The 25,567-nt window shown below is 61.4% G+C and carries 18 protein-coding genes; 13 read left to right on the top strand and 5 right to left on the bottom strand.

Annotation, left to right across the window (positions count from 1 at the left end; translation table 11 throughout):
- Positions 1–40 precede the first annotated feature (40 nt).
- Positions 41–916 carry a helix-turn-helix transcriptional regulator gene (locus tag WBB95_RS24630; protein ID WP_424489934.1) on the top strand — a complete coding sequence of 292 codons (876 nt, stop codon included), beginning with the start codon at positions 41–43 and terminating at the stop codon, positions 914–916.
- Between the two features lie 40 nt (positions 917–956).
- On the opposite strand, the gene WBB95_RS24625 is transcribed toward WBB95_RS24630, so the two are convergent.
- The 4 genes from WBB95_RS24625 to WBB95_RS24610 form a co-directional block, all read right to left on the bottom strand.
- Positions 957–2,300 carry a hypothetical protein gene (locus tag WBB95_RS24625; RefSeq protein ID WP_424489933.1) on the bottom strand — a complete coding sequence of 448 codons (1,344 nt, stop codon included), beginning with the start codon at positions 2,298–2,300 and terminating at the stop codon, positions 957–959.
- Positions 2,301–2,343: 43 nt separating this feature from the next.
- The gene (locus WBB95_RS24620) at positions 2,344–2,688 is read right to left on the bottom strand and encodes a YkgJ family cysteine cluster protein (protein ID WP_424489932.1); all 345 of its coding nucleotides are present in this window, start codon (positions 2,686–2,688) and stop codon (positions 2,344–2,346) included.
- On the bottom strand, positions 2,667–4,289 hold the full coding sequence (locus WBB95_RS24615; RefSeq protein WP_424489931.1) for a hypothetical protein: 1,623 nt from the start codon (positions 4,287–4,289) through the stop codon (positions 2,667–2,669). Before WBB95_RS24615 ends, WBB95_RS24620 begins: the two co-directional genes overlap by 22 nt.
- A 67-nt stretch (positions 4,290–4,356) precedes the next feature.
- The gene (locus tag WBB95_RS24610) at positions 4,357–5,457 is read right to left on the bottom strand and encodes a hypothetical protein (protein ID WP_424489930.1); all 1,101 of its coding nucleotides are present in this window, start codon (positions 5,455–5,457) and stop codon (positions 4,357–4,359) included.
- A gap of 352 nt (positions 5,458–5,809) precedes the next feature.
- Between WBB95_RS24610 and WBB95_RS24605 the strand changes: the two genes are divergently transcribed.
- The 3 genes from WBB95_RS24605 to WBB95_RS24595 all read left to right on the top strand — a co-directional run bounded on the left by WBB95_RS24605 (position 5,810) and on the right by WBB95_RS24595 (position 10,380).
- Positions 5,810–7,867: a methyl-accepting chemotaxis protein gene (locus tag WBB95_RS24605; protein ID WP_424489929.1), complete on the top strand. Its 2,058-nt coding sequence runs from the start codon at positions 5,810–5,812 to the stop codon at positions 7,865–7,867.
- Between the two features lie 78 nt (positions 7,868–7,945).
- The gene (locus tag WBB95_RS24600) at positions 7,946–9,685 is read left to right on the top strand and encodes an OPT family oligopeptide transporter (protein ID WP_424489928.1); all 1,740 of its coding nucleotides are present in this window, start codon (positions 7,946–7,948) and stop codon (positions 9,683–9,685) included.
- 68 nt (positions 9,686–9,753) lie between these two features.
- Complete coding sequence (locus WBB95_RS24595; protein ID WP_424489927.1) at positions 9,754–10,380, top strand: glutathione S-transferase family protein; 627 nt, start codon at positions 9,754–9,756, stop codon at positions 10,378–10,380.
- 111 nt (positions 10,381–10,491) lie between these two features.
- On the opposite strand, the gene solA is transcribed toward WBB95_RS24595, so the two are convergent.
- Complete coding sequence (gene solA / locus WBB95_RS24590) at positions 10,492–11,670, bottom strand: N-methyl-L-tryptophan oxidase (RefSeq protein WP_424489926.1); 1,179 nt, start codon at positions 11,668–11,670, stop codon at positions 10,492–10,494.
- 277 nt (positions 11,671–11,947) lie between these two features.
- Here solA and WBB95_RS24585 point away from each other — a divergent pair, with 277 nt between their 5' ends.
- The 9 genes from WBB95_RS24585 to WBB95_RS24545 all read left to right on the top strand — a co-directional run bounded on the left by WBB95_RS24585 (position 11,948) and on the right by WBB95_RS24545 (position 25,483).
- Entirely contained in the window at positions 11,948–12,460 is a 513-nt protein-coding gene (locus WBB95_RS24585; RefSeq protein ID WP_424489925.1) for a sigma-70 family RNA polymerase sigma factor, read from the top strand.
- Positions 12,457–13,410, top strand: coding sequence for a FecR domain-containing protein (locus WBB95_RS24580; protein ID WP_424489924.1), 954 nt, complete (start codon positions 12,457–12,459; stop codon positions 13,408–13,410). The genes WBB95_RS24585 and WBB95_RS24580 overlap by 4 nt, the downstream gene beginning before the upstream one ends.
- A 192-nt stretch (positions 13,411–13,602) precedes the next feature.
- Complete coding sequence (locus WBB95_RS24575; RefSeq protein ID WP_424489923.1) at positions 13,603–16,542, top strand: TonB-dependent receptor; 2,940 nt, start codon at positions 13,603–13,605, stop codon at positions 16,540–16,542.
- Between the two features lie 103 nt (positions 16,543–16,645).
- Positions 16,646–19,303 carry a TonB-dependent receptor gene (locus WBB95_RS24570; RefSeq protein WP_424489922.1) on the top strand — a complete coding sequence of 886 codons (2,658 nt, stop codon included), beginning with the start codon at positions 16,646–16,648 and terminating at the stop codon, positions 19,301–19,303.
- Between the two features lie 162 nt (positions 19,304–19,465).
- Positions 19,466–21,304, top strand: a complete 1,839-nt coding sequence (locus tag WBB95_RS24565; RefSeq protein ID WP_424489941.1) for an extracellular solute-binding protein — start codon at positions 19,466–19,468, stop codon at positions 21,302–21,304.
- Positions 21,291–22,355 (top strand): microcin C ABC transporter permease YejB, encoded by a 1,065-nt coding sequence (locus WBB95_RS24560; protein ID WP_424489921.1) that lies wholly within the window; start codon positions 21,291–21,293, stop codon positions 22,353–22,355. Before WBB95_RS24565 ends, WBB95_RS24560 begins: the two co-directional genes overlap by 14 nt.
- On the top strand, positions 22,355–23,377 hold the full coding sequence (locus tag WBB95_RS24555; protein WP_424489920.1) for an ABC transporter permease: 1,023 nt from the start codon (positions 22,355–22,357) through the stop codon (positions 23,375–23,377). Before WBB95_RS24560 ends, WBB95_RS24555 begins: the two co-directional genes overlap by 1 nt.
- A 15-nt stretch (positions 23,378–23,392) precedes the next feature.
- The gene (locus WBB95_RS24550; RefSeq protein WP_424489919.1) at positions 23,393–24,973 is read left to right on the top strand and encodes an ABC transporter ATP-binding protein; all 1,581 of its coding nucleotides are present in this window, start codon (positions 23,393–23,395) and stop codon (positions 24,971–24,973) included.
- Positions 24,974–25,015: 42 nt separating this feature from the next.
- Positions 25,016–25,483 carry an N-acetyltransferase family protein gene (locus WBB95_RS24545; protein WP_424489918.1) on the top strand — a complete coding sequence of 156 codons (468 nt, stop codon included), beginning with the start codon at positions 25,016–25,018 and terminating at the stop codon, positions 25,481–25,483.
- Positions 25,484–25,567 lie beyond the last annotated feature (84 nt).

Raw genomic sequence — 25,567 nt, 5'->3', positions numbered from 1 at the left:
AGACTTATACAGGTAAACAATTCACGCAGATGGAGAGGCCATGAAACGCGAACAAAGGCTCAAGCAGGTGCGCTGGGATCTGGCACTTCGCTATCGTTTGATCGAGACAGTTGCGTGGTGGGAAGGCCGCCTGACCACGGGGCACTTGATCCAGAGCTTCGGCATCAGCCGTCAGCAGGCATCTAAAGACATCAACACCTACATCAATGAACATGCGCCTGAAAATCTTACATATGACAAAAAAATCAAAGGCTATGTGCCCAGTAATCAGTTTGAGCCTTTGTTCATCGAGGACAGTGCGTCCGCCTATTTGCACCTGCTGAACCAGACCCACACGCGTATGCCTCATGTCGAAGGGCTCGCGCTGGCCTATGCGCACACCAAGGTATTGCAGGTGCCGGACCGCTCCATCAAGCCGGAAATTCTTCGCCCGTTGCTGAAGGCCTGTCGCGAACGATTGAGGCTGGACATCGACTACGTATCACTTAACGCGCCCGAGCCGGAAGGACGCACGATTGCCCCGCATACGCTGGTCTATACCGGCATGCGCTGGCACGTTCGGGCCTACTGTGAGAAGAACCGCAGTTACCGTGATTTTGTACTCAGTCGGTTGCGCGGTATCCCTGAGTTGTATGACCACGAATCGGAAAACGGCATTGCGGCAGATGACGACTGGAACAATAAAGTCGCGGTGGTTATCAAGCCGGATGAGCGTCTTAGTCCGGCGCAGAAAGACATCATTGAAACAGACTTCGGGATGCTTGACGGACGGCTGGAAATTCAGAGCCGCCAGGCCTTGGTGAAATATGTGTTGCACCGCTTTCAGATCGATCCGAAAAATATGAATCCGAAGCCGGAAGCGCAACAAATCGTGGTGGCCAATCTGAAGGAGCTCAAGCCTTGGTTGTATGACTGAGAAAGTGTGGGGGCGTGTGACGGCACGCTCCCGTCAGCTGTTACAGCAGGTCGCTCAGTTCGATTTCGCGTTCGATCAACGCGGTGATATCCAGGGACAACCCGTCAGGTGTGACGGTTAATTCTCGGGTATTGATCGACCAGTTATTTTTCCCACCTGGTGTGTACAGCAACGCGCCGATTTCGTTGAGCACGGCGGCGAGTGCACTGGTGTCAGGCGGGTTGCCTTTGCCGTCGGTGATTGAAAAATAGGCCGTGCCGATACCGGAACGTTCCTCGCCAGTGCGCACCTTTGTTGCGCTGTTGGCCAGTGGGAAGGGCGCGTCGCCGAACTCGTTCCACAACTTACTCAACAGGCTGTTTATCTGCTCAATCGAATGGCGGCGGCGTGGTGCTAACCGAACGCCTTTTATATCAATCGCGTAGTAAAACCGACGACGGTTCGCCACCGTAAAGCATTCAGTCATGTCAGCAGGTGCATTCACTGCGGGCGTGATCGTTGTAGTCATATGTGCAACGGTGTTGCCGTTGAGCGCCAGGTCATAACCGATCATGAACAAGGCCGCTTCAAGGCGACGCAGCGGAGCGATCGATCCCGGTAGGGTGAGCATCGCAGGCTTCGCCTTTGCCAGCACTTCGGCAAGAATCCAGCTGGCCTTGAGGTTCCATTGGGCGTGTTGTACGGCAGAGCTTAAGCGAGGGAACTGCAGCGTGCCTTGCGCCGGGTTGCGGTTTTTTGACCACTTGGCGTTGTGCGCTTCTTTAGCGGGCGCCCAGGGAAACGCCAGTTCAGCAGGTACCTTTGACAGCTCTCTGTCGTTGCAATACTTCACCACAATCCAGCCCAAGGCGGCGGCTACCCGGCTGTCGTAGATGATGAAGTTTTTCACTAAAAGCGAGTAAACCTTGGTCATGCCTGCATTGAAACGCAGTTGGGTGTCCAGCAGCACCGGGTCAGCCAGGTTGTTGGTTGTGAATGCAGCGGCTGTCGCTTCGAGCCGCTGGGCCAGGCCTTCACTGTTGAGCGTCAGCCACTGAACATTTCCCGCTGATACACCTCCCCATTTCATGATGCCTTTGGCCGCCTCCAACGCCTCCGGATCGCTGGCTTTTTTCAGGCTGCTCGTCAGTGCACTTCCCAGTGCTTTCAGCGTCACATCACTGCTGGCAAGACAAGTGCCCAAGGCACCTTGCTGGGGCCAGTGATAGCGCGCGCATGCATCGTCCAAGCTGCTGAACGTCAGGGTTACCTTACGGCGACGATCTGTGTACTGATGAGCAAACAAGGTGGGGTGATGTAAGTTGGCGGCCAGCCAATCAACAAAGTCATGAACCACATGGCCACTGATTGACGGGCAGTTGCCCAGGTAGTGATCGCGATGCATGTCCCGTTCCTTAATACCAATAACGGCAAGCTATGGGGGATTATTACAGTGGATGATCGTCCGCAACCCAGCGGACAGCGTGGATCGTTTCCCGATCCTGATCAGCCGTTTGCTCTGCCAGCAGATGACAAACCTCAAGGTTCAGTTCCACGAACTCATCCCAAGTGTGGCGGGCGGCGTAATTGAGTTCATATTGCCGGTCGACTCGACAAATGTCGGGCCGTTCGGCATAGATCGCGCAACCCTTGTCAGCGTCGACGTAGTGCTTGCAGGCGCCGTCGCCCCGATCCAGGTATCGGGTTTCAGGCGCCAAATGCACATTGCGACAACACAAACCGCATTGGGTACAGGGAAAGGGCTGCATCGTCAGGTCAGCGACGCCAGCCATTGCCGCGTGCTGTTGGCATTGCCCATTTCGAAGGGGACTTCGACGTTCCGTTTGACCAGTTCCTCGCGCAGCACAGCGTTGCGCTGCAGTTCATCGTTGCAGGCCAGCAACTCCTGGGCGAACTCAGCCAGCTCATCGGAATCCATGTTGAATTCCATGTGGCTCAATTCGGTCAGGTAGCGATCCAATTCCAGATTGATCGCTTGAAAATCCCGGATCAGGCCGGCGTGTGGCATCACCGATTCGATAAACGCCCAGAGTTTCTTCGCCACGCTGCTGTGCAGCATGAAGTAATTGAGCCCCAGGGTGACAACGCCGGTGACCAGCGCACTGGCAAAAGCGGCCAGTTCGCTGCCGAACGGGAAGTTGCACAAAGGCAGTAGCTGGGCATAGGCCAATGAGCCCACCACGGTGGCGGAGCCCACCGACATCAATGAGATCACTGCCTTGCAAAGGTCAACAAACGCCAACTGGTCCGGGTTGAAGATCAGCAATTTGATTGCCTTGACCAACTGGCCCCAGACCTCGCGAATGATCTTGATCGCCATGAGCTGAGTGGTTGCCAGGATATTGAACAGCGTCGTTGTGAGGCTCGCCATGATGCCTGCAAAGACGCCGTCCTTGAAGGCGATTAGAAACGCGTTGAAACGCGCTTGAACCCGGACCCAGATACCTTTCAACGTCAGGCTGATGCTTTCGATAAAGGCTTCGAAACTGAAGTCGTGCTTGATCTTGTCGAGCATGGCCGGCAGTTGATCGCGCAGTTCAAACCAGACCTCTGCCATGACCAGCCCGAGCATCTGCCGGGTACCCATGTTTAGTCCTGCAACACCGGAGGCTGATGCGGTTTGGTGCAGGAACTTGCTGCTGGTGTAATACGTGTAGTTGATTTGCTGGTCGTACGGCGCACGCGCCGCGGCGTCGCGTTTGCGCATTTCATCGGCATCGATGGCTTTGAGCTCGCGGATTTTTTCTTCGTTCTTACGGATTTTGTCCGCCAGTTCGCGAGCCTTGTGATTTTGCTCTGGTGTGTCACGGGGCAGCATCTCAAGGCGCTGGCGATCTTTTGCCAACGTCGACTCATGGCCGGTAATCAGTCCCGGCAGCTTGTCCAGGTAGTCTGAAATCGAGGATTGTTTCTTCGATTTGTTGACCGTTTCCTGGGTTGATTGCAGGTTGCTGTTCTGATTGGCCAGCTTCACACCGTCCAACCCGGCAAGTACGCGGCCTGCGTCGTCATGAATTTCATTGGCGCTGATGACGTGGTCGAGATTGCGCGAGTCACCCTGACCCATCACCACATTTCGGTAGGGGTCTCGCAGCGTCCCCTCTTGCTGGCTGAGTTTGTCTTTCTGACCAGTCGCTATGTAATTTTTATCTGTGTGATAGGGCGTCGAATCGTAGGCACCACGCAATTCGTATTGTTGGCGCTCCGTCTCTGTGGCCCAAATGCCTTCGCGGACATTATGTACGGTGTCAACTTCGCCACCGCGCTTGTCCTTGAAGAGTATGAAATCCAGGCCAAAGCTGGTGACAAGACTGGTGACTACGGTGTTCTCGAGCTCTTTGGCCCAAGGGAAATCCTGCGCGGCGGCGTGCATGATGGCGTCCATGAAAAACGAGAGAAATGAGAGAAGGGGGAACGGTCTGCGTCCCCCCTTGAAAGCATCAGGCCTTCTTGAAGTTTTGCGCTTCGGCGTCCGCTTTGCTCAATACGTCGTCTAGCTGGCTGGCGTTCAAGATCATTGAACCGTAGGCGTCAGTCTCCATTTCCGGCACGCCTTCGTCGTTCAAGACGGCCTTGCCTTCGAGTTTCTTGACTTTGAAGATCGGCGTGGTGATCACGTTAACCAGGATAGCCGCCAAGGCGAAGCCGTTCTGGATAGTCAGCATGATTGCGTCACCGAAACGCGCAAGTTCGGCCTGTACGTCGGCATTGCGGCTTTTTGCATCTTGAATGACGCTGTCGATGCTCTTGAGGCTTTCGAAATACTGATTGAATTGCTCAAAAAGCGAAATCAGCGTGGTCCAGATGCTGTGCACGTAAGTTTCCGTTTCGTCGAGCTGCTTGATTGCTCGGACCAGCTTTCCGATGGCCTGGTCTACTTCACGGCTGACCTTTTGTGCGTTCTTGAGCGCCTCTTCGCCATGGCTGTCATAAGCCCATCCGGCAATGGCCAGCACGGGCCCGGCCACTGCTGCACCGAGGATGGCGGTGCCTCCCGCCATACCTAGGCCACCTGTGGCCAACGAGCCACCGCCAATCGCTGCCAGAGTCGCATTAGTGGCCGCAACGCCTGCCAGCGACGAGATCGCCGTGCCGGTGGAAGCTGCGCCCAGCGCCATCACTCCGCCGTACACCGCGAACCCGGCGGCAGCACCCGCAGCACCGGCGCCTGCGGCGGAACCAAGCACGCCGATCGCGGTATAGCTGTAGTTGGAGATAGTCTGGAGTTTATGTTTTGGAATGTTGATTTCCAGCTTGTTCTGTCGACCGGCATTCAACTGTTGCAGGAGGGAGTCGGCCAGAATTTTGAATTCATTGAAGCTCTTGCCGATCTGCAGCTCTTTTTCGCCCAATACGCTCAGCGCCGAAGTGGTGGCGGTTTCCTGTACATCGAAAGCTTTCTTTTGTACCTCGTAGCGCTGCTTGGCGCCATTGACGATCTCGTCTGCTTCGGAGTGCTTCTGATAACCGTCGTAGCCTTTCTTGGCGCCGTAGGCGGCGCTGATAAGGGCGGCTGCACCGAGGATGAGAGGAAGGGGCATATCAATATCCTTTTGAATGATTTAGAAAATCTTGTTGTGTGCCTGAGCGAGCGGGCGTGATCTTAGAGCGATATCGGCAAAGTGCCATCATGCTTTAGTCATGTTGTTATATTTTTTCTCAAAGCGGCGCGCGCAGGGTTACAGCGGTGCCTTCAATACTGGGTGTTTTTGCCCCATTTTCGCGCACACCCTGCTGCCTATTGAGCGCCGCAGCGCCTATTTCGCGGCCCACTCCCAACGGCCCGTATCTTGCTAGAGCCAAGCTAATCAATGACATGGCATTTTGCCGTTAGTCATTTCAAGGCTTCGCCCAGCCGTGCACGGTGTGGGTTGTTTTAGGGAGTGGTCGGCCATGCACAGTCTTTTATCACCCGGTATCCGCCTGCTCGGCCGTTTCGGTTTTGCGCGCAAATTCCAGATCCTGTTTTTCCTGTTCATGCTGCCCCTGGCGGGGAGCCTGTGGATGATCGGCCAGGACTATCGCGACAAACTCGCGGTGATATCCAACGAACAGTCCGGCGTGCGCCAATTGCTGGCGCTGGACACGCTGGATACCCAACTGACCGCGCAACGCAACATGGCCGCGCGCTGGAAAGCGCTGGACATCCTGCACACCCCAACGCCTGCCGCCCAAGCGGCGATGGACAAGGTCGACGCCGGCAGCCCTGCCATTGCGCAAAGCCTGCAAGCCTTGGGCGACGCGCTCAAGGCCCAGAACGCCAGCGCCGATACCCTGGCGCGGTTCGAGGCGTTGCAGGCGACGGTCAAGGGCATGGACACCCAGTCGTTGCGTACCGTGGGCTGGTGGCCGGACGGCTACGATCGCTTCACGGCCGCTCTGACGGCAATGCAAACCTTGCGCGAACAGATCACCCTGGACACCGGGTTGATCCTCGATCCCTGGCTGGAAACCTACCTGCTGATGCAGATGTCCACCCAGCACACGCCGGACCTGATCGAGCGCATCGGCCGCACGGCGAGTGTGGGCGAATCGTCCATCGCCTCGGGGCAGTTCACCTTGCAGAGCCGCCTGCAGATGCGCGACCTGCGCGGCCGCATCGGCGATGCGCGGGACCAGTTGGTCAAGGCTGCCAGCTCGCTCAAAGCCAAGCAATACGCCGGGCTGGAGCCGTGGACGACGCAATACGACAACAGCCTGCAGTTGCTGGACAGCGAGTTGAAAGCGCTGGACGACGGTGTGTTCGGCGGCAGCATCAAGCTGGACACGGCAGCCTTCGACCGCAGTGTCGACAGCGTGCTCGGCGCCTTGGGCGCGTTGCGCAGCCAGTCGCTGAAATCACTCGACGAGCGCCTGGGTTACTACCGCGATCGCTCGCTCAAGCAGTTCATCCCGGTGGTGGCGACCTTCAGCTTGCTGGCGCTGGCCGCGCTGTACCTGTTCATCTGCCTGCAGGCCTCGATCCGTCGCAGCGCCAGTGGCATCACCACGCTTGCCGAGTCGTTGCGCGACGGCAACCTGTGCGTCGAAGTGGCGGTGGAAGGGCGCGATGAACTCGCCGCCATCAGCACTGCGCTGAACGTCGCAGTGGTGCAATTGCGCACGAGCTTGTTGGGCGTCAATCACGAAACCCAGCAGCTCGGCTCGGCGGTGCTCACGCTGAACTCGCAGTCGGGCAGCACCCTCACTGAAGTCGAAGACCAGCAACTGCAAATCAGCCAGATTGCCGCCGCCGCGACGCAACTGGCCGCCACCTCGATGGGCGTCGCCAAAAGTTGCGAACAGGCCTCGGGCAGCGCCCAGCACACCCGGCGCATCGCCGAAGACAGCAGTCGCGACAGCCAGCGCACCACGGCCAGCATCCAGCAGCTCAACCAGCGCCTGACCGACACCGCCAACGCGCTGGAACAGGTCAGCCAGCAAGGGCAGCAGATTCAGTCGGTGGTCGACACCATTCGCGGCATCGCCGAGCAGACCAACCTGCTGGCGCTCAACGCTGCCATCGAAGCCGCGCGCGCAGGCGAGCAGGGCCGTGGTTTTGCCGTGGTCGCCGATGAAGTGCGCAGCCTGTCGCAACGCACCCAGGCCTCGACGGCGCAGATCGCCGGCACCGTCGACAGCCTGCGCTCGACCGTCAGCCAGGCCGTGAGCCTGATGGGCGCCGCGTGCGACCAGGCGCTGACCGATGCCGAATCCGTCACCGGCTTGGGCACACGCCTGGGCGAGATCGCCGGTGCTGTGCAAAACGTCACCGACACCTTGGCGCAGATCGCGGCCGCCGTGGAAGAGCAGGCCGCCACCGCCGACGAAGTCAGCGGCAACATCCAGCAGGTCGACCAGGCCGCAGGGCGCTTGCTCGACGGCGCGCGGGCGGTGAACCAGGCGGCGGACACCCTGAGCAAGGGCAGCCGCGCGTTGAGTGACAACACCGCGCGCTTCCGGTTGGTGTAAGGCGCAGGCAGATGAACCTTCAGCTCGGACAGGGCTCACTTGTTAAGTCGCCCTGTTCCCTTGCCGAAAGGAATCTGCATGCCTGTCACCTCACCCACGCCTCCCGAATACGGCCCCGTCGAACGCGAACTCAGCCTGCGCGCGGTCATCACCGGCACCGTGCTGGGCATCCTGTTGACGCCCTCCAATGTGTACGCCGGGTTGAAGATCGGCTGGTCGTTCAACATGTCGATCATTGCCTTGCTGGTCGGCTACGCGATCTGGCAGGGCCTGGCCAAACGCAGCCCCGCGCGACTGCCGTGGACGCTGCACGAGAGCAATATCAACCAGACCGTCGCCTCTGCCGCCGCCTCGATTATTTCCGGCGGGCTGGTGGCGCCGATCCCGGCTTACACCCTGCTGACCGGCAACCAGCTGGAGGCCCTGCCGATGATCGCCTGGGTGTTTTCGGTGAGCTTCCTCGGCATCTGGATCGCCTGGTACCTGCGGCCGTCATTGCTCAATGACGAGGCGCTGAAATTCCCCGAAGGCATGGCCACCCTGGAAACCCTGCTGCACATTTACAACCATGGCCGCGAAGCCGCGACACGCTTGAAAGTGCTGCTGGGCGCCGCGTTGTTGTCCTCGCTGGTCAAGTGGGTCGACACCTTCCTGTGGGCCATCCCGCGCTGGTCGCCGACGGCCCAGTTGGAGCGGCTGACCTTTACCGCCGACCCTTCGCTGTTGCTGGTGGGGTTTGGCGGCATCATCGGCATTCGCGTCGGCCTGACGCTGCTGCTGGGCGCCTTGCTTGCCTGGGGCGGGCTGGGCCCGTGGTTGCTGGCGCAACACCTGGTGACACTGCCGGCCGACAGCAGCGGCCCGCAGTTTGCTGCCTTGGTGGCGTGGTTGCTGTGGCCGGGCGTGAGCCTGATGGTGTGCTCGACACTGGCCTCGCTGGCGATTCGTTTGTGGGCATTGCACAACTCCACCAAGAGCGCCGGCGGTACACCCTGGGCGATCCCGAAAGCCGGGCCTGCCGCCGGCTTCGCCGTGGCGATTGTGTTGGTGGTGAGCCTTCAGGCGTGGTTGTTCGGCATCAACCTGTGGATGGCCTTGCTCACCATTCCGCTGGCGATCTGCCTCGCCGCCGTGGCCGCGCGCGTGGTGGGCGCCACCGGGATTCCGCCGATCGGCGCCATCGGGCAACTGTCCCAACTGAGCTTCGGTATCGTCGCGCCCGGGCAGGTGCCGATCAACCTGATGAGCGCCAACACCGCCGGTGGCTCGGCCGGGCAGTGCACCGACTTGATGAACGATTTCAAGGTCGGCAAGGCGATTGGTGCCACGCCGCGCAAACAAGTGATCGCCCAGGTCCTGGGGATTTTCATCGGCAGCATCGTCGGCGTGTTCGCCTACCTGGCGCTGATTCCCGACCCGCAGTCGATGCTGCTCACCGAAGAGTGGCCGGCGCCAGCGGTGGCCACCTGGAAAGCCGTCGCGCAAACCCTGAGCCACGGGCTCGATTCGCTTTCGCTGAGCATCCGTTGGGCGATTGCGGTCGCCGGGGCGGCCGGGTTGCTGTTGGGCGTTCTCGACAGCACCTTGTCCGCCCACCGTGCCCGTTACCTGCCCAGCGCCGCCGCCTTGGGCCTGGCCTTTGTATTGCCGGCGTCGGTGTCGCTGATGATGGCGCTCGGCGCAGTGCTGACGTGGCTGGTGAGCTGCCGCTGGCCGAGTGTCACGCAACGCTTCGCCATTACCGCCGCCGCGGGGTTGATTGCGGGGGAGAGCATCACCGGCGTCGGCGCGTCGTTGTGGGCGATGGTTGCGAATTAATCCATGGCACTCCGCCGAGGCGGCGTAGTCTCTTACCTGTGTACCCACCCTCGTTCAGCGGAGCTTCTATGATCACCGTCCACCACCTCAACAACTCGCGTTCGCAACGTATCCTGTGGCTGCTCGAAGAGCTTGGGCTGCCGTACGAAATCAAGCGCTACCAGCGCGACCCGAAAACCAACCTTGCGCCGCCAGAACTCAAGGCCATCAACCCGCTGGGCAAATCGCCGGTGATCGAAGACGGTTCGCTGGTGCTGATCGAGTCTGCCGCGATCATCGATTACCTGATCCGCCGCCACGGCCAGGGCCGCCTGCAACCCGACCCGGCGACGGCCACCTACGACACGTACGTGCAATGGCTGCACTTCGCCGAAGGTTCGGCGATGCTGCCACTGATGCTCAACCTCTACGTCGGTCGCCTGGGTGACGCAGGCGCGCCGCTGCACCCGCGTATCGAATCGGAGTTGGCCAACTACCTGGGGTATCTGAACGATGTGCTGGCGGACACGCCGTACCTGGTGGGTGACGAGTTGAGTGGCGCGGACATCCAGATGAGCTTTATCGGCGAAATCGCCGGGGCGCAGGGCAAGTTGCACGCGTACCCGAATCTGGCGGCATGGGTGCAACGCTTCCAGGCACGGCCGGCGTATCGCAAAGCCGTGGAGCAGGGCGGGGAATATGCGTTTGCGAAGTGAGTGAGTTTAGGTAACAGCGTTGAGCTGTGTGTCGGGCAGGCGTGTTGTGATGAACGGGCTTTTTGTGGTGAGCGGGCAAGCCCGCTCACTAAAGGGGCTGCGTTGTGCTGCTTAAGTGTTGGGAAGGTGTTGACCTTCGAAGCGCTTCAGCGAAAACGATGACAGGTCCAGGTCACTCGAACCGCGCATGCACCACTGCGCAAACGCCTCACCCAGCGCGGCCGAGTGCTTGAAACCATGCCCCGAGCACGGCGACACCACCAGGGTGTGCTGCAGCGATGGGTGTTCGTCGATGATGAAATGGTGGTCCGGCGTCACGGTGTAGGCGCAGACCGCCGACTTGATCACCTTGGCCGTCACCCCGGCGATACGGCCTTGCACCTGCTGCTCATACATCTCGCGTTCTTGCGCTGCCGAGATGCTGCGGTCCAGCGTTGCTGGCGTGGACGTGGTGTGATACTGCGCGGTGGCCAGCTTCAAGCTGCCTTCGCCGGGTTGTGCGGGGAAGCCATAGTGAGTCTGATCCTGGCCATGGGTGAGAATGTAGGTGGGTGATCTGCCCACCAGATCGGCGCCCGGCGCCAGCTCGAACCAGAACAGTTGTTGCCGGTAAACGCTGAGCAGCCGATCAAACGGCGCCCCGAGCAATTCACCCGCCCAATTGCCCGCACTCACCACCAGCTTGTCGGCCTGCACCGTGCGCCGGTCGGTGGTCACCGTCACGCCCTGTTCGTCCGAGCTGATGTGGGTCACGGTTTCGCCCTTGTACAGCGTGGCGCCGTGTTGCTCGGCCAGTGTGAGCTGCACGTCAATGCAGCGCTCGGGGCGCACAAAGCCGCCACCGGGCTCGTAGTAGCCGATGGCGTTGTCCGCCACCTGCGCAAACTGGGGGAAGCGCTGGCGAATCTGCGCGGCGTCGAGCAATTCGTGTTCGATGCCGTAGGTTTGCGCCAGGGCAATCGTGCGCAGGGTGAAGTCGGTTGTATCGTCAGGATCGAAGTCGTCGCTGGAGGTCAGCACCAGCAGCCCCGACTGTTCAAATAGCGCTTGCCCCGACAACGCTTCCAGCTCACGCCAGATACGGTGGGAGTTGCGCACGATGGGCACGTATTGAGCGCCTTCACCTACCGACAACCGCGTGATGCGCGTGTCGCCATGGCTTGAACCAAAGGTGTGAGGCGGGTGATGACGGTCGATACCGGCCACGTTCACACCGGCCTTGGCCAGTTGGTAGACCGTGGCCGCACCCATGGCGCCGAGGCCGATGACCAGCGATTCATAGCGTTCCAAGGTGGATCCTCGCGTAGAGACGAAAGGCATTAGTTGAGGGGAAAGCACAAGAAAAAACAATGAAAATCGGCGAACCCCCGATTTTGCTTCTGTAGATTTTTGAGCCATGCCGAGCCCGCCAGCGGCACACCTGCATATGCCAATTACAAAGCCCTTTGCAATTTTTTATTCTTTCCTAACCTATGCCGCCTTCATGCAAAGTCCGCCCTTCGAGCGATGGTGTTCCATCGTTCATCAACCGTCAGGCTGAAGGGCCGTTACTCGCATGGAGCATGCAATGGGTGTGAATCAGAACCCACATTTCGGTCTGATTGGGCAAATGTTCAAAAGTGACTACAGCTGGCTGTGTACCCGGGTTGGCCGGGCCATGGGTTGCCCGCATGGGGCTCAGGACATCGCTTCGGAAACCTTTTTGCGTGTGCTGGCATTGCCGGACCCGGCAGCCATTCGTGAGCCTCGTGCGTTGCTGACCACCATCGCGCGGCGCTTGATGTATGAAGGCTGGCGGCGCCAGGACCTGGAGCGCGCTTACCTTGAGGCGCTGGCACAGGCGCCGTTGATGGTGCATCCCTCGCCTGAGGAGCGTCTGCTGCTGATCGAAACACTGCTGGAAGTCGATCGCTTGCTCGACGGTTTGTCAGCCAAGGCCAAGGCGGCGTTTTTGTACCACCAGTTGGACGGCCTGACCTACGTGCAGATTGCCGAGCGGCTGCAAGTCTCGGTCAGCCGGGTTCAGCAGTACATGGCCGATGCGTTCAAGCGCTGCTACCTGGCGATGACGCAACCATGAGCCATGGCGCGCCAGATGAGGCGATCATTGATGAGGCGGCGCAGTGGATGGCGTTGCTTCAATCCGGGCATGCCAGCGCACAGGAGCACCACGCGTTTCGCCGCTGGCGCGAGGGCGACCCACGGCGTGCCGAGATCTTCACGATGATGAGTGGCGGCTTGGCGGTATTGGGCAATGATGAGTTGCGCCGCATGCCCCGCGAGAGCCTGCTGCATACGCTCAACGCGCCCTCGGGCCGGCGTCGCTTTTTGCGCAATACCCTGGCGTTGGTCGGCGTTGTTTCGGTAGGCAATATCATCACGCGGCTGTCCGGCACCGGGCTGCCGCTGGGAGCTCTGCGCACCGGCACCGGCGAGCGACTGAACCTGACGCTGGAAGACGGCAGCGCCTTGACCCTGGACGCGCGCAGCAAGGTGGTGACGCATTTCGATCCCCGGCAGCGGTTGCTGCAGTTGCTCGATGGCAAGCTTTGGGTCGATGTTTTCAAAGACAGCCAGCGGCCGTTTATTGTCGAGACCGAGCACGGCCGCATGCGCGCCCTGGGCACGCGTTTCCTGGTGCAGCAAGGCGAGGATCACACCCAGATCACCATGCTGCATTCCCAAGTGGAAATCACCACGCGCGACGGCGCCGTGCAGGTGATCACGGCAGGCCAGAAAGCCACGTTCAACGCCCACGGCATCCTCAAACTGGAAGCCGCCAGCGGTGGCGAATCCTCCTGGACCCAAGGGCTGCTGGAAGTGCGCGACCGTTCATTGGGTGAAGTGGTGGAGGCGCTGCGTGACTACCGGCGCGGCATCATCCGCGTGAGCCCTGACGCGGCCAGCCTCAGGCTGAGCGGGATTTTCCCGCTGGATGACACCGGCCGCGCCCTGCAATTGCTGGCCAAATCCTTGCCGGTGCAGGTCGATTATCACAGCCCCTATTGGGTCAGTATCGAGCGCCGGTAAAAATAATCGTCCCCGCCCTATAAAAATCCCGCCGGTGTTGCACAACCCAGTACAGGCAAGGGTGTAACTGCCTGCGCGTATGCTTGCAGGCCGTTATAAACCCATGCTTTTTTGGCCTAACGGCCACCTATAAAAACCTGTGTTCTGTTGTTCAACCCATCAACGGCATATCAATGATGGGAAGCTAAAACGATGCAACTCAAACACCTCAGTCGCGTATCGCTGGCGGCGCTGTCTTTAGCCATCGGCCTGACCCTGGCCGCCCATGGCACCCCGGCCCTGGCGCAGCCGCAGTCGGCCGTGTCGAGCAGCCGGACCTTCGATTTTGATATCGCCAGCGGTCCCCTCGACCAGGCGTTGCTGAACCTGTCGCGCAGCAGCGGGCAGATCATTTCCTTTCAGCAAGACCTGGTGCAAGGCCTGACCAGCGCGCCGGTGCGGGGCAACCTCACCACCGAGCAAGCGCTGCAGCAGGCGCTGCGCGGTTCGTCCCTCGACGCCGTACCCAGTGGCGACGGCGGTTGGACCCTGCGCCGGGCCGCCAAGGCGCCTGCCGCTGCAATCAAGGCCGCACCCACCGCCGCGAAAGTACCGGGCGATGTGGCCCTGGAAAAAGTCGTGGTCACCGGCTCGCGCATCGCCCGTGCTCAAGTCGAAGGGCCGTCGCCGGTCACGGTGATCAGCGGCGAAGAGATCACCAGCCGTGGCTACAAGAACGTCTACGACGCCATCGCCTCGCAAACCCAGAACACCGGCATGACCCAGGGCGAAGACTTCGGTAACACGTTCCAGCCGGCCGCCAGCGCCCTCAACCTGCGTGGGCTGGGGCCCAACCACACGCTGGTGCTGATCAACGGCCGGCGGGTGGCCGACTACCCCACTGCGTACGACGGCGCGGTCAACTTCACCAACCTTGCCAACATCCCGGCAGTGATGATCGAGCGTATCGAAATCCTCAGCAGCGGCGCCTCGGCGGTGTATGGTTCGGACGCGATTGCCGGGGTGGTCAACATCATCCTCAAAGACAAAATCAGTGGCGTGGACGTCAACCTGCGCGGTGGCGAAACCCAGCGCGGCGGCGGCGATAACCAACGCTTGCAGATCAGCGGCGGCGACACTTGGGGCGATTTCGACGGTGTGTTCGGCCTTGAACTGACCAACCGCCAACCGATCTGGGGCAACCAGCGCGGTTTCATGAGTGACGGCCCGGCCAAGGATGTGGGCTACCGCCGCAACCTCGACAGCGGTGCGTATCTCGGCCCCGGCTGCGCTGCGTACGGCGGTATCTATAACGGCAAGCTCGGCGGTGGCGCAAACCGCTGCACCACCAACCAGTACTACAACGATTACTGGACCTTGCAGGCGCAGAAGGAAAACTACGACGGCTACACCCGTGGCACCTGGCATTTCAGTGACACCGGCAAGGTGTTTGCCGACCTGATGTTCGGCTTTGATCACACGCAGAACAACACGCGCGGCCCAAGCTTCACCTCGCCGGACTTTATCAACCAGAACACCGGCAACCTGGAGCGCTGGTCGCGCAACTTTGCCAGCGAGGAGATCGGCGGCAAGACCAGCAACAACAGCAAATGGCGCGAGGTGTCCTGGACCGGCACCCTGGGCCTGGAAGACAAATTCACCAACAGCGATTGGGGGTATCAGCTTGCGGCGAACCGCTCCGAGTACACCAGCGACCGCACCACCCGCTACACGCCGTTAAGCGGCATCCGCGATTACTTTCTCGGGCCGCAGCTGGGCACGCAGGACGGTCATCCGGTCTTCGCTCCAGACCCTTCGCGGCTCGACCAGCCGCTGACCCCGGAGCAGTGGGATCAGTTTCGCGGCAACCTGGTGCAGAAGAGCAAGTCGGTTTCGCAAACCTTCAGCGCCAATATCAACGGCGACCTGTTTGAACTGCCGGCCGGGCCGGTCGGTTTTGCCGGTGTGACCGAAGTGGGGCGCCAGTCCTATCGTGTCAACGTCGACGACCAACTCAACGACGGGACCTTTTACAACACCACGCCCGCCTCCAATTCAGGCGGCTCGCGTGACCGCTACGCCGCGGGCGGCGAATTGAGCATTCCGGTCACCGATACCGTGCTCGCGTCGGCGGCCGGGCGTTGGGACCAATACAAATTCAGTGGCCGTACCGAGCAACAGAAAACCTACAACCTGGGCCTCGAATGGCGCCCGGTCACCAGCCTGTTGTTTCGCGGCAGCTACGGCACCAGTTTTCGCGCGCCGGACCTCAACTACCTCTACCAGGCTGCCACCAATGGCTATACGCCTGACCAGATCGATTATTACGGTTGCACCAAGGGCGTCGAAGGCGCGTGTGACCGAGGGCGCGTGGATTACACGCAGACCGGTAATTCGGACCTCGCCTCCGAGCGCGGCAAGTCCTGGACATACGGGTTTGTCTGGTCGCCCTCGCATCAATTTGATTTCTCCGCCGACTTCTGGCGCGTCGAGATCAAGGACCTGCTGACCACCGTCGACATTAACCGCTTGCTGCAACAGGAAAACCAATGCCGCAACGGCCAGCTCGACGCAACCACCTGCGCCGACGTCCTGGCACGCATCCAGCGCAATGCCAGCACGGCGGCGGTGGACCCGAACGTGCTGCAACGGGTGCAGGTCAACGCGATCAACGCCGCCAGCGAGCGAGTCAGCGGCCTGGACCTCAAGAGCAATATTCGCTGGGGCGCAGGCCAGTACGGCGCGTTCAACTCGGCGATTGGCTATAGCCTGGTGCTGTCCCACTACCTCAAGGAATCGGACGATGCGCAAACCCAGAACCTGCGCTCCAGCACCGACAATCACGACTGGCGCAGCAAGGTCAACGCGAGCCTGACCTGGGACTACCAGCACCTCACCACCACGCTCACCGGCATTCGCTACGGCAGCGTCACCAATGGTGCCGGCGACGGGCGCCTGTCGCCGTGGACCACCTTCAACGCCAGCGCCCGTTACCAGGTGAACGAGCAGGCGAGTGTCGGCCTGACCGTCAACAACCTGCTCAATCAGGTCAAGCACGACGACTCCGCCGGCTGGCCGTATTACCCCAGCGGCAACTACGACCCCTATGGTCGCCAGGTCTGGCTGGACGTGAGTTACCACTTCGGCAAGTAGCGCATAAGCACATGCGTTAACGGTCTAACCGGTGCTCTATAAAAACCCTGGCGTCGACGCACAACCCTGCATACCCCATAACGGACAGGGAGCCCTCGACGCCATGCTTGATTCAAAACACATCGGTTTTTTACTCACACTCGCCGCCACGGTGGCCACCGGCAACGCCTTGGCCGCCGACGCCGAGGCCGTTGAAAGCCCCTCGGTGATCCCGCAACTGCAGCGCATTGAAGTCACCGGCAGCGCCATCCGCCGGGTCGATGCGGAAACAGCGGTGCCGGTCACCATCCTGCGCACCGAAGAGCTGAAAAAACAGGGCGTCACCACCACCGAGCAATTGGTCAGCCGCATCGCCGCCAACCAATCCTCGGTGGGCTCCGGGCGTTCGGTGGGCTCCAGCAGCGGCGGCGCAGCGTATGCGGATTTACGCGGCATTGGCCCGAATAAAACCCTGGTGCTGCTCAACGGCCGGCGTCTTAGCAACAACGCGACCAATGCCATCAACGGCTCGGGCGTCGACCTCAATACCATCCCGTTTGCGGCCATCGACCGTGTGGAAGTGCTGCGCGACGGCGCCTCGGCGCTGTACGGCACGGACGCCATCGGCGGGGTGATCAACTTCATCACCAAAAAAAGCGTGACCGACGGCCAACTGACCGTGGGCGGCAGCACGCCAACGCGCGCCGGCGGCGGCGAGACCGATAATTTCAGCGGCAGCTGGGGTTTTGGCGACCTTGAAGACGGCCGCTTCAATGTCTTCGGTGTGGTCAGCCACGACAAGCAGCAAAGCCTCAAAGCCAAGGATCGTGATTTCACCTACAACTACCAGCCGGGCCGCGGCCTCGATTATTCCTCGGGCATTACCTCGCCGGCCAACTACAGCCAGGGCTCGAATGCGACTAACCCGCTGGCCGCGTCCGGCTGTAATGCGCCGGGCTTGATCTCGCGCAGCGGCATTTGCCGGCAGTCGTTGTGGAGCTACCTGGACCTGGTGCCCGAGACCGAAAAAACCTCGTTCTTCGGCAAAGCCAGCGCCAAACTGGCCGACGACCACACCGCCAGCCTCGAATACTTCTGGGCCCGCAACCTCAACCGCACCCAGATCGGCCCGGGCTTGCTGCAAGGCCTGCAAGTGCAACCCGGCACGCCGTATTTTCCCGGCAACGGCATCACGCCGGCGCCGACCACGTTTGCACTGGACCCGACCCAACCGGTCGATGCGAACTGGCGCGAAAGTGAAGTGGGGCCGCGCAAGCATGAAGACGACAACGTCAGCCAGCGCCTGCTGCTGACCTTCGAAGGCACGCTGGCGGGTTGGGATTACAACGTCGGCGCAGCCTACAACCAGAACAAAGTCACCAACTCGATCCTCAGCGGTTATGTGGACGACCGCGCGGTGACCACGGGCATCAATACCGGCGTGATCAACCCGTTCGGTCCGCAGTCGGCGGCCGGCAGCGCGCTGCTTGGCGCCAACGCGGTAGACGGCGAGTACGGCACCGCCATCGGCCGAGTCAAAAGCCTGGATGGGCGCATCAGCCGCGATATCGGTGACTGGTTCGGCGCGGGTCCGTCGGCGCTGGCGCTGGGGGGCGAATACCGCAAGGAAGACTTCCACCAGGATTTCGAAGACTTTGCCGCCAATGTGCAAAGCCTGGGCATCGACCCGGCCGCCAGCGTGGCGGGCGACCGCACGGTGTCGGCGCAATACGCCGAGGTCAATGTCCCGGTGCTCGACAGCCTCGAACTGTCGGCGGCGGTGCGTCACGACAAGTACAGCGATTTTGGCGACACCACCAACCCCAAGTACTCGTTCCGCTTCCAGCCGTTCCGCGAACTGGTGGTGCGGGGCGCCTACAGCGAAGGGTTCCGGGCGCCTTCGTTGTATGAGCTGTACAACCCGGCCAGCACCGGTTTCACCGTCGCCAACTACAACGACCCACGCCTGTGCGCCGGTGGCTCGCCGAGCAACGGCGGCCTGGCCAACCGCGATTGCGCCCAGCAGTTCTTCAGCCGCACGGGCGGCAACCAGGACCTGAGCCCCGAGACGGCGCGCAACGTGACCTTGGGCTTTGTCTACCAACCCGTGCACGACCTGTCCCTGGGCCTGGATTTCTGGTGGATCAAGATCGCCAACCAGATCGCCGAGTTCCCCGAGTCGGCAGTGTTCGAACAACCGGACCTGTACCCCGAGCGCATCGTGCGCAAGCCGGATGGCTCGATCGACCACATCATCACCGGCCTGGCCAACCTGGGCAAAGTCAAGACCAACGGTGTGGACGTCAGCGCCGACTACCGGTTTCCCGAAACCCGACTGGGCCAGTTTGGCGCCAACCTGCAAGGCACTTACGTCAACACCTACAAGTACCAGCAGCAGCTCAAGGGCCCGTTCATTGACAAGGCCGGCGACTATCGCGGCGGTGACTTCGCCTCGGCCGGTGCTGTGGCCCGCTGGCGCCACAGCCTGACCGGCAACTGGAGCAAAGGCCCGCTCGGCGCCTCGCTGACCAACCGTTACACCAGTGGTTATAACGACTACAACCGCGCCTACCACGACAAGGTCAGCGCCTGGAGCGTGTGGGACCTGGCGGGCACTTACACCTGGCGCGATACCGCGCAGGTCACGGTGGGCGTGCAGAACCTGTTCGACCGCGAGCCACCGTTCAGCAACCAGACCTCGACGTTCCAGAGTGGCTACGACCCGCGCTATTCCGACCCGTTCGGGCGGACGCTGTACAGCCGGGTTTCCTACAACTTTTAAGCGTGGAACAGGACCCGTGTGGGAGCTGGCTTGCCTGCGATGAGGGCGTGTCAGTCAACTATTTGCTCGCGGATGTACCGCTATCGCAGGCAAGCCAGCTCCCACAGTAGATCTTCAGTGTTTTCGGAAAAAGGAGTTGAGTTTGTGACCCTGTTTCGCTTCATGGTGTGGGCACTGCTGACGGGCCTCTGGGCCCCGTCACTGCTCGCTCAACCGACGCACGCCTTGACCGTATACGGCGAAGCGCCCAAGTACCCGGCCAGCTTCAAACACCTGGACTACGTCAACCCGAACGCGCCCAAGGGCGGCAGCTTTCGGCGTTCGTCCATGGAGGGCGGGGCGTTTGATCACCTGATCCCGTATGTCGACAAAGGCACCGGCATCACCCAGATCCAGGGCTGGCTCTACAGCCCGTTGGCGTACCGTTCGCAGGATGAGCCGTACACCGTGTACGGGCTGGTCGCCCAGCGCATGGAGCTGGCGGACGACCATTCATGGTTGCGTTTCTACCTCAACCCCAAGGCGCGTTTTGCCGATGGCACGCCCATCACCGCACAGGACGTGGCCTACACCTTCAAGCTGTTCACCACCGAAGGCAGCCTGGCGTATCGCCAAAGTTTTGCCGATGTGGACCACGTGCTGGTGGAGTCGCCGACCCAGGTGCGCTTCACCTTCAAAAGCGCCGACAACCGCACCTTGCCCCTGGACCTCGCTTCACTGCCGGTGCTGCCGGAACATTGGTGGCAGGGGCGCAACTTCGCCAACGGCGGCGGCTTTGAACCGCCGGTGGGCAGTGGCCCGTACCGCATCAGCAGCGTGGACAACGGCCGCAGCGTCACCTTCGAACGGGTCAAGGACTGGTGGGGGCAAGGCCTGCCGGTGACGCAGGGGCAGTACAACTTCGACACCCTGCGGCTTGAATTTTTTGCCGACGGCGACGTGTCGCGCCAGATCCTGCAAGCCCAGGGTTATGATTTCAATCGCGAATTTTCCGCCACCAGTTATTCAGTGGGCTACGACGGCGAGGCGTTGCGCGACGGCCGTCTGCAGCGTGAACAGCTGGCGCCGAATGCTGTGCAAGGCACTCAGGGTTTTGTGTTCAACCTGCAAAAACCGCAGTTCCAGGACCGTCGCGTACGCGAGGCGCTGAGCCTGTTGTGGGATTTCGACTGGAGCAACCGGCAGATGATGCACAGCCTGTACCTGCGCCAGCGCAGTTTCTTTTCCCGCAGCGCGTTGGCCGCCACCCAACTGCCGGATGCCCAGGAGCTGGCGATTCTGGAGCCCTGGCGCGGGCACGTGCCGGATGAGGTGTTCACCCAGGTCTACCAGCCGCCGCACACCGATGGCAGTGGGCGCATCCGGCCGCAGCAGGCGCAAGCCTTGAAGTTGCTGGCCGAGGCTGGCTGGACGCCGCGCGGCGACCAGTTGGTTAACGCCGAGGGCACGCCGTTGCAGTTCACCTTCCTGAATGCCCAGAAAGGCTTCGAGCGTTTGCTGCTGCCGTACAAACGCAACCTGGCGCAGATCGGCATCGGCTTCACGATCCGCATGATCGACTCGGCCCAATACGCCAACCGCGTGCGCGCACGGGACTACGACATGATCGTCAACGGCTACCCGGTCAGCCCGTCGCCGGGCCGCGAGCTGACTAACTACTTCGGTTCCGAGAGTGCCGACGACCCTGGCTCCAACAACTACATGGCGCTGCGCAACCCGGCCGTAGACGCCTTGATCGATGGTCTGGTCCGCGCCAACGACCGTCCGACCATGGTGCGCTACGCCCATGCCCTCGACCGCGTGTTGCAGTGGGGCTTCTACTGGATTCCCAACTATTACCCGCCGGGCTCGTCCTCGCTGTGGTGGAACCGTTTTGGTCGGCCAGACACGGCGCCGCTTAATGACGTGGGCATCGACACTTGGTGGGAAGTGAGCCCGACGCCGCTGACCACTGCGCAAATGCGCCAACTGACGGAGGTTTCCCAACATGCTGGCCTATAGCGCGCGCCGTGTGTTGCTGATCGTGCCGACGTTACTGTGCATTTTGCTGGTCAACTTTTTCATCGTGCAAGCCGCGCCCGGTGGCCCGGTGGAGCAAGCCATCGCGCGCCTGCAAGGCATCGGCACCCAGGCGTCGGTGGCTGGTACGCGCGTGGAAACCGGCAGCAATGAATCGCGCATCACCCGTGGCCTGGACCCGGCGCTGGTGGCCGATATCGAGCGCCAATACGGCTTCGACAAGCCCCTCGGCGCGCGCCTGTGGTTGATGCTCAGCAGCTACGCGCGGCTGGATTTTGGCGACAGCTTTTTTCGCGGCGCCAAGGTCACCGACCTGATCCTGCAAAAATTGCCGGTGACCTTGTCCCTGGGCTTCTGGGCCACGTTGATCAGTTACCTGGTGTCTATTCCGCTGGGCATCCGCAAGGCTGTACGCCATGGCAGCCGCTTCGATGTGTGGAGCAGTGCGGCGGTCATCATTGGCCACGCCATGCCGGCGTTTTTGTTCGCCTTGTTGCTGATCGTGGTGTTCGGCGGCGGCAGCCTGTTGAACTGGTTTCCGGTGCGCGGCCTGGTCTCGGAGAACTTTGCCAGCCTGTCGTGGGCCGGCAAGGTGGTGGACTACTTCTGGCACCTTGTTTTGCCGGTGTCGGCGCTGGTGATCGGCGGTTTTGCCACGCTGACCATCCTCACCAAAAACAGCTTCCTCGACGAGATCAGCCGCCAGTACGTAGTGACCGCGCGGGCCAAGGGCTTCAGCGAAAAACAGGTGCTGTACAAACACGTGTTTCGCAACGCCATGCTGCTGATCGTGGTTGGCCTGCCCCAGGCGCTCACCGCGATGTTGTTCGGCGGCTCATTGCTGATTGAAGTGATTTTCTCCCTCGACGGCCTCGGTCGCCTGAGTTACGAAGCGGCGGTGGCACGGGACTATCCCGTGGTGTTCGGCACGCTGTTTATCTTCACCGTGGTCGGGTTGGTCATCAAGTTGCTGGGCGACCTGTGCTACCGCCTGCTGGACCCCCGGCTGGATTTTTCCGCGAGGTCGCATTGATGCCGGTTTTTTCTCCGATCACCCGTCGCCGCTGGCTGCACTTCAAGCGTAATCGCCGCGGCTGGTGGTCGCTGTGGATGTTTCTGGCGCTGTTTGCCGTGTGCCTGGGTGCCGAACTGCTGGCCAACGACAAGCCGCTGGTGATGGCGTACCAGGGCTCACTGTATTTCCCGGCCTTCGAGCGCTACACCGAGCAGGATTTTGGCGGCACGCTGCCGTTTCAGCCGGATTACCGTGACCCTTACGTGCATGAACTGATTGAAGGGCAGGGCGGCTGGATGCTGTTTGCGCCCATTCCGTTCAGTTACGACACGGTCAACTACGACCTCACGGCCCCCTCACCGGCGCCGCCCAGTGCGAGCAACTGGCTGGGCACCGATGACCAGGCGCGGGATGTGTTGGCGCGGGTGATTTTCGGTACGCGGGTGTCGCTGTTGTTTGCCTTGGCGCTGACCGTGGTGAGCACCTTGGTCGGGGTCGCCGCCGGTGCCCTGCAAGGTTATTACGCTGGCTGGGTCGACCTGTTGGGGCAGCGCCTGATCGAGATCTGGTCGGGGCTGCCGGTCTTGTATTTGCTGATCATCTTGTCCGGGTTTGTCGAACCGAGTTTCTGGTGGCTGCTGGGGATCATGGCGCTGTTTTCCTGGCTGACCCTGGTGGATGTGGTGCGCGCCGAGTTCCTGCGCGGGCGCAACCTGGAGTATGTGAAGGCCGCGCGGGCCCTGGGCGTGGGCGATGTTCAGGTGATGTTGCGGCACATTCTGCCCAACGCGCTGACCGCCACCTTGACCTACTTGCCGTTCATTTTGACCGGGGCCATTTCGACCCTCACCGCCCTGGATTTTCTCGGCTTCGGCATGCCCACGGGCAGTGCGTCCCTGGGTGAATTGATCGGCCAAGGCAAAAACAACCTGCAAGCCCCGTGGCTGGCGCTGACCGCGTTTTTTGCGTTGGCGTTGATCCTGTCCCTGTTGGTGTTTATCGGCGAAGCCTGCCGCGACGCCTTCGACCCCCGATCCTGATAAGCGAGCTGTGCCGTGACTGACGCGTTGATTGAAATTCGTAACCTGAAAGTGGCGTTCGACGGGCACAAAGCGGTGCGCGGCATCGACCTGGATATTCACGCCGGCGAGTGCCTGGCGCTGGTGGGCGAGTCGGGCTCCGGTAAATCGGTGACCGCCCACTCGATCCTGCAATTGCTGGCGCCGCACACCACGCGCACCCGTGGCAGCATTCGCTACCAAGGCGAAGAGCTGCTCGGTGCACGGCCGGAGCGTTTACGGCAGATTCGCGGTGATCGCATCGCGATGATCTTTCAAGAGCCGATGACCTCGCTCAACCCGCTGTACAGCGTGGAACGGCAACTGTGCGAAACCCTGCTGCTGCACAAGGGCCTGGGCGGTGCGGCGGCGCGTGAGCGCGTGGTGGAGTTGCTGGAACTGGTGGGCATCCAACAGCCGCGCCAGCGCCTTGCGGCTTACCCGCATCAGCTCTCCGGCGGGCAGCGCCAGCGGGTGATGATCGCCATGGCCCTGGCCTGCGAACCGCTGCTGTTGATCGCCGACGAGCCCACCACGGCCCTGGACGTGACCGTGCAGCGGCGCATTCTTGCGCTGCTCAAAGACCTGCAGCAACGCCTGGGCATGGCGCTGCTGTTGATCAGCCACGACCTTAACGTGGTGCGCAGCATCGCCCAGCGCGTGGCGGTGATGCGCGCCGGCCAGATCGTCGAACAGGCCGACTGCCAAGCCCTGTTTGCCGCGCCGCAGCACGCCTACAGCCGGCAGTTGCTCGAAGCCGAGCCAGAGGGGCGGGCGGTGGCGCGTGAAACCGCTGACAACCTGCTGGAAGTGGACAACCTCAGGGTCTGGTTCGCCCAGGGCGGCCTGTTGCGCCGCAAACCGCCGATCAAGGCCGTGGACGGCATCGACCTGCGCCTGCAACGCGGCAAGACCCTGGGGATTGTCGGCGAGTCCGGCTCGGGCAAGTCCACCCTTGGCCAGGCGATTTTGCGGCTGATCGACGCCCAGGGCCGCATCCGCTTTCAAGGCCAGGCCCTCGACACCCTCAAAGGCAAGGCCCTGCGCCCTTGGCGGCGCAAGCTGCAGGTGGTGTTCCAGGACCCCTTCGGCAGCCTCAGCCCGCGCATGAGCGTGCAACAAATCATCGAAGAAGGCCTGCGCGTACACACCGACCTCGACGCCGCCGCACGCGAAGCCCAGGTGATCGCCGTGCTGCTCGACGTCGGCCTCGACCCTGACACTCGCCACCGTTTCCCCCACGAATTCTCCGGCGGCCAGCGCCAACGCATTGCCATCGCCCGCGCACTGGTGATCAAGCCGGACTTGATCCTGCTCGACGAGCCCACCTCGGCGCTGGACCGTACCGTGCAAAAGCAGGTGGTGAGTCTGTTGCGGCGCTTGCAGGAAGAACACGGCCTGACCTACCTGTTTATCAGCCACGACCTGGCGGTGGTGCGCGCACTGGCCCATGACTTGATTGTGGTCAAGGACGGCGTGGTGGTGGAGGCGGGGAGTACCGAGCAGTTGTTCGAGGCGCCGCAGCACGCCTATACGCGGGATTTATTGGTGGCGTCGTCGTTGATGAATCAGAAGTAGATCGGCCATAGTGGCCGCCTGTCTCAACTCTGGAAGACGTCTGTGACCAATCCTGATCATCCGTTACCGACTCACCGACTGCGCAAGGCAGTCATCACCGACCTGCCGTTGATTTATCGGGGTGAACGCGACTATATCCAGCGCTGGGAGCCCAGCCACGAAGACGGCTGGCTGCGCCACTCCGAGCGCCACCTTGCCAGTTGGATAGACCACTTCGACCGCCTGGTGATCGCCACCGTCGATGAGCACTTTGCGGGTTATTGCCTATGGATGCCGCAGGACGCCAGCGCCCTGCTGTGTACCCTCGGCGTCACTGCACAACACCGTTGCAAGGGCATAGGCGCGGCGTTGCTGGAGGCTTATAAAGACGACGCGAGGCAAGCAGGTTTCACCCATTTGACACTGAGCGTGCGCGCCGACAACCCCGCCAAGCGGCTGTATGAAAAAGCCGGATTCAGGCACACCGGTGTAGATGCCAATGGCTACCTGAGATTCGAGCAGGGCAGTTGAGTACTGACACACCGCCGATCAAATGTGGGCGCTGGCTTGCCTGCGATGAGCATAAGTCTCTACACATCGTTGTAGTGAGCGGGC

Origin of the sequence: Pseudomonas sp. (assembly GCF_049645325.1) — a bacterium.
Classification (GTDB): domain Bacteria; phylum Pseudomonadota; class Gammaproteobacteria; order Pseudomonadales; family Pseudomonadaceae; genus Aquipseudomonas.
The sequence above is the reverse complement of the archived record's forward strand: the minus strand, read 5'-3'. Positions and strand labels throughout refer to the sequence as shown.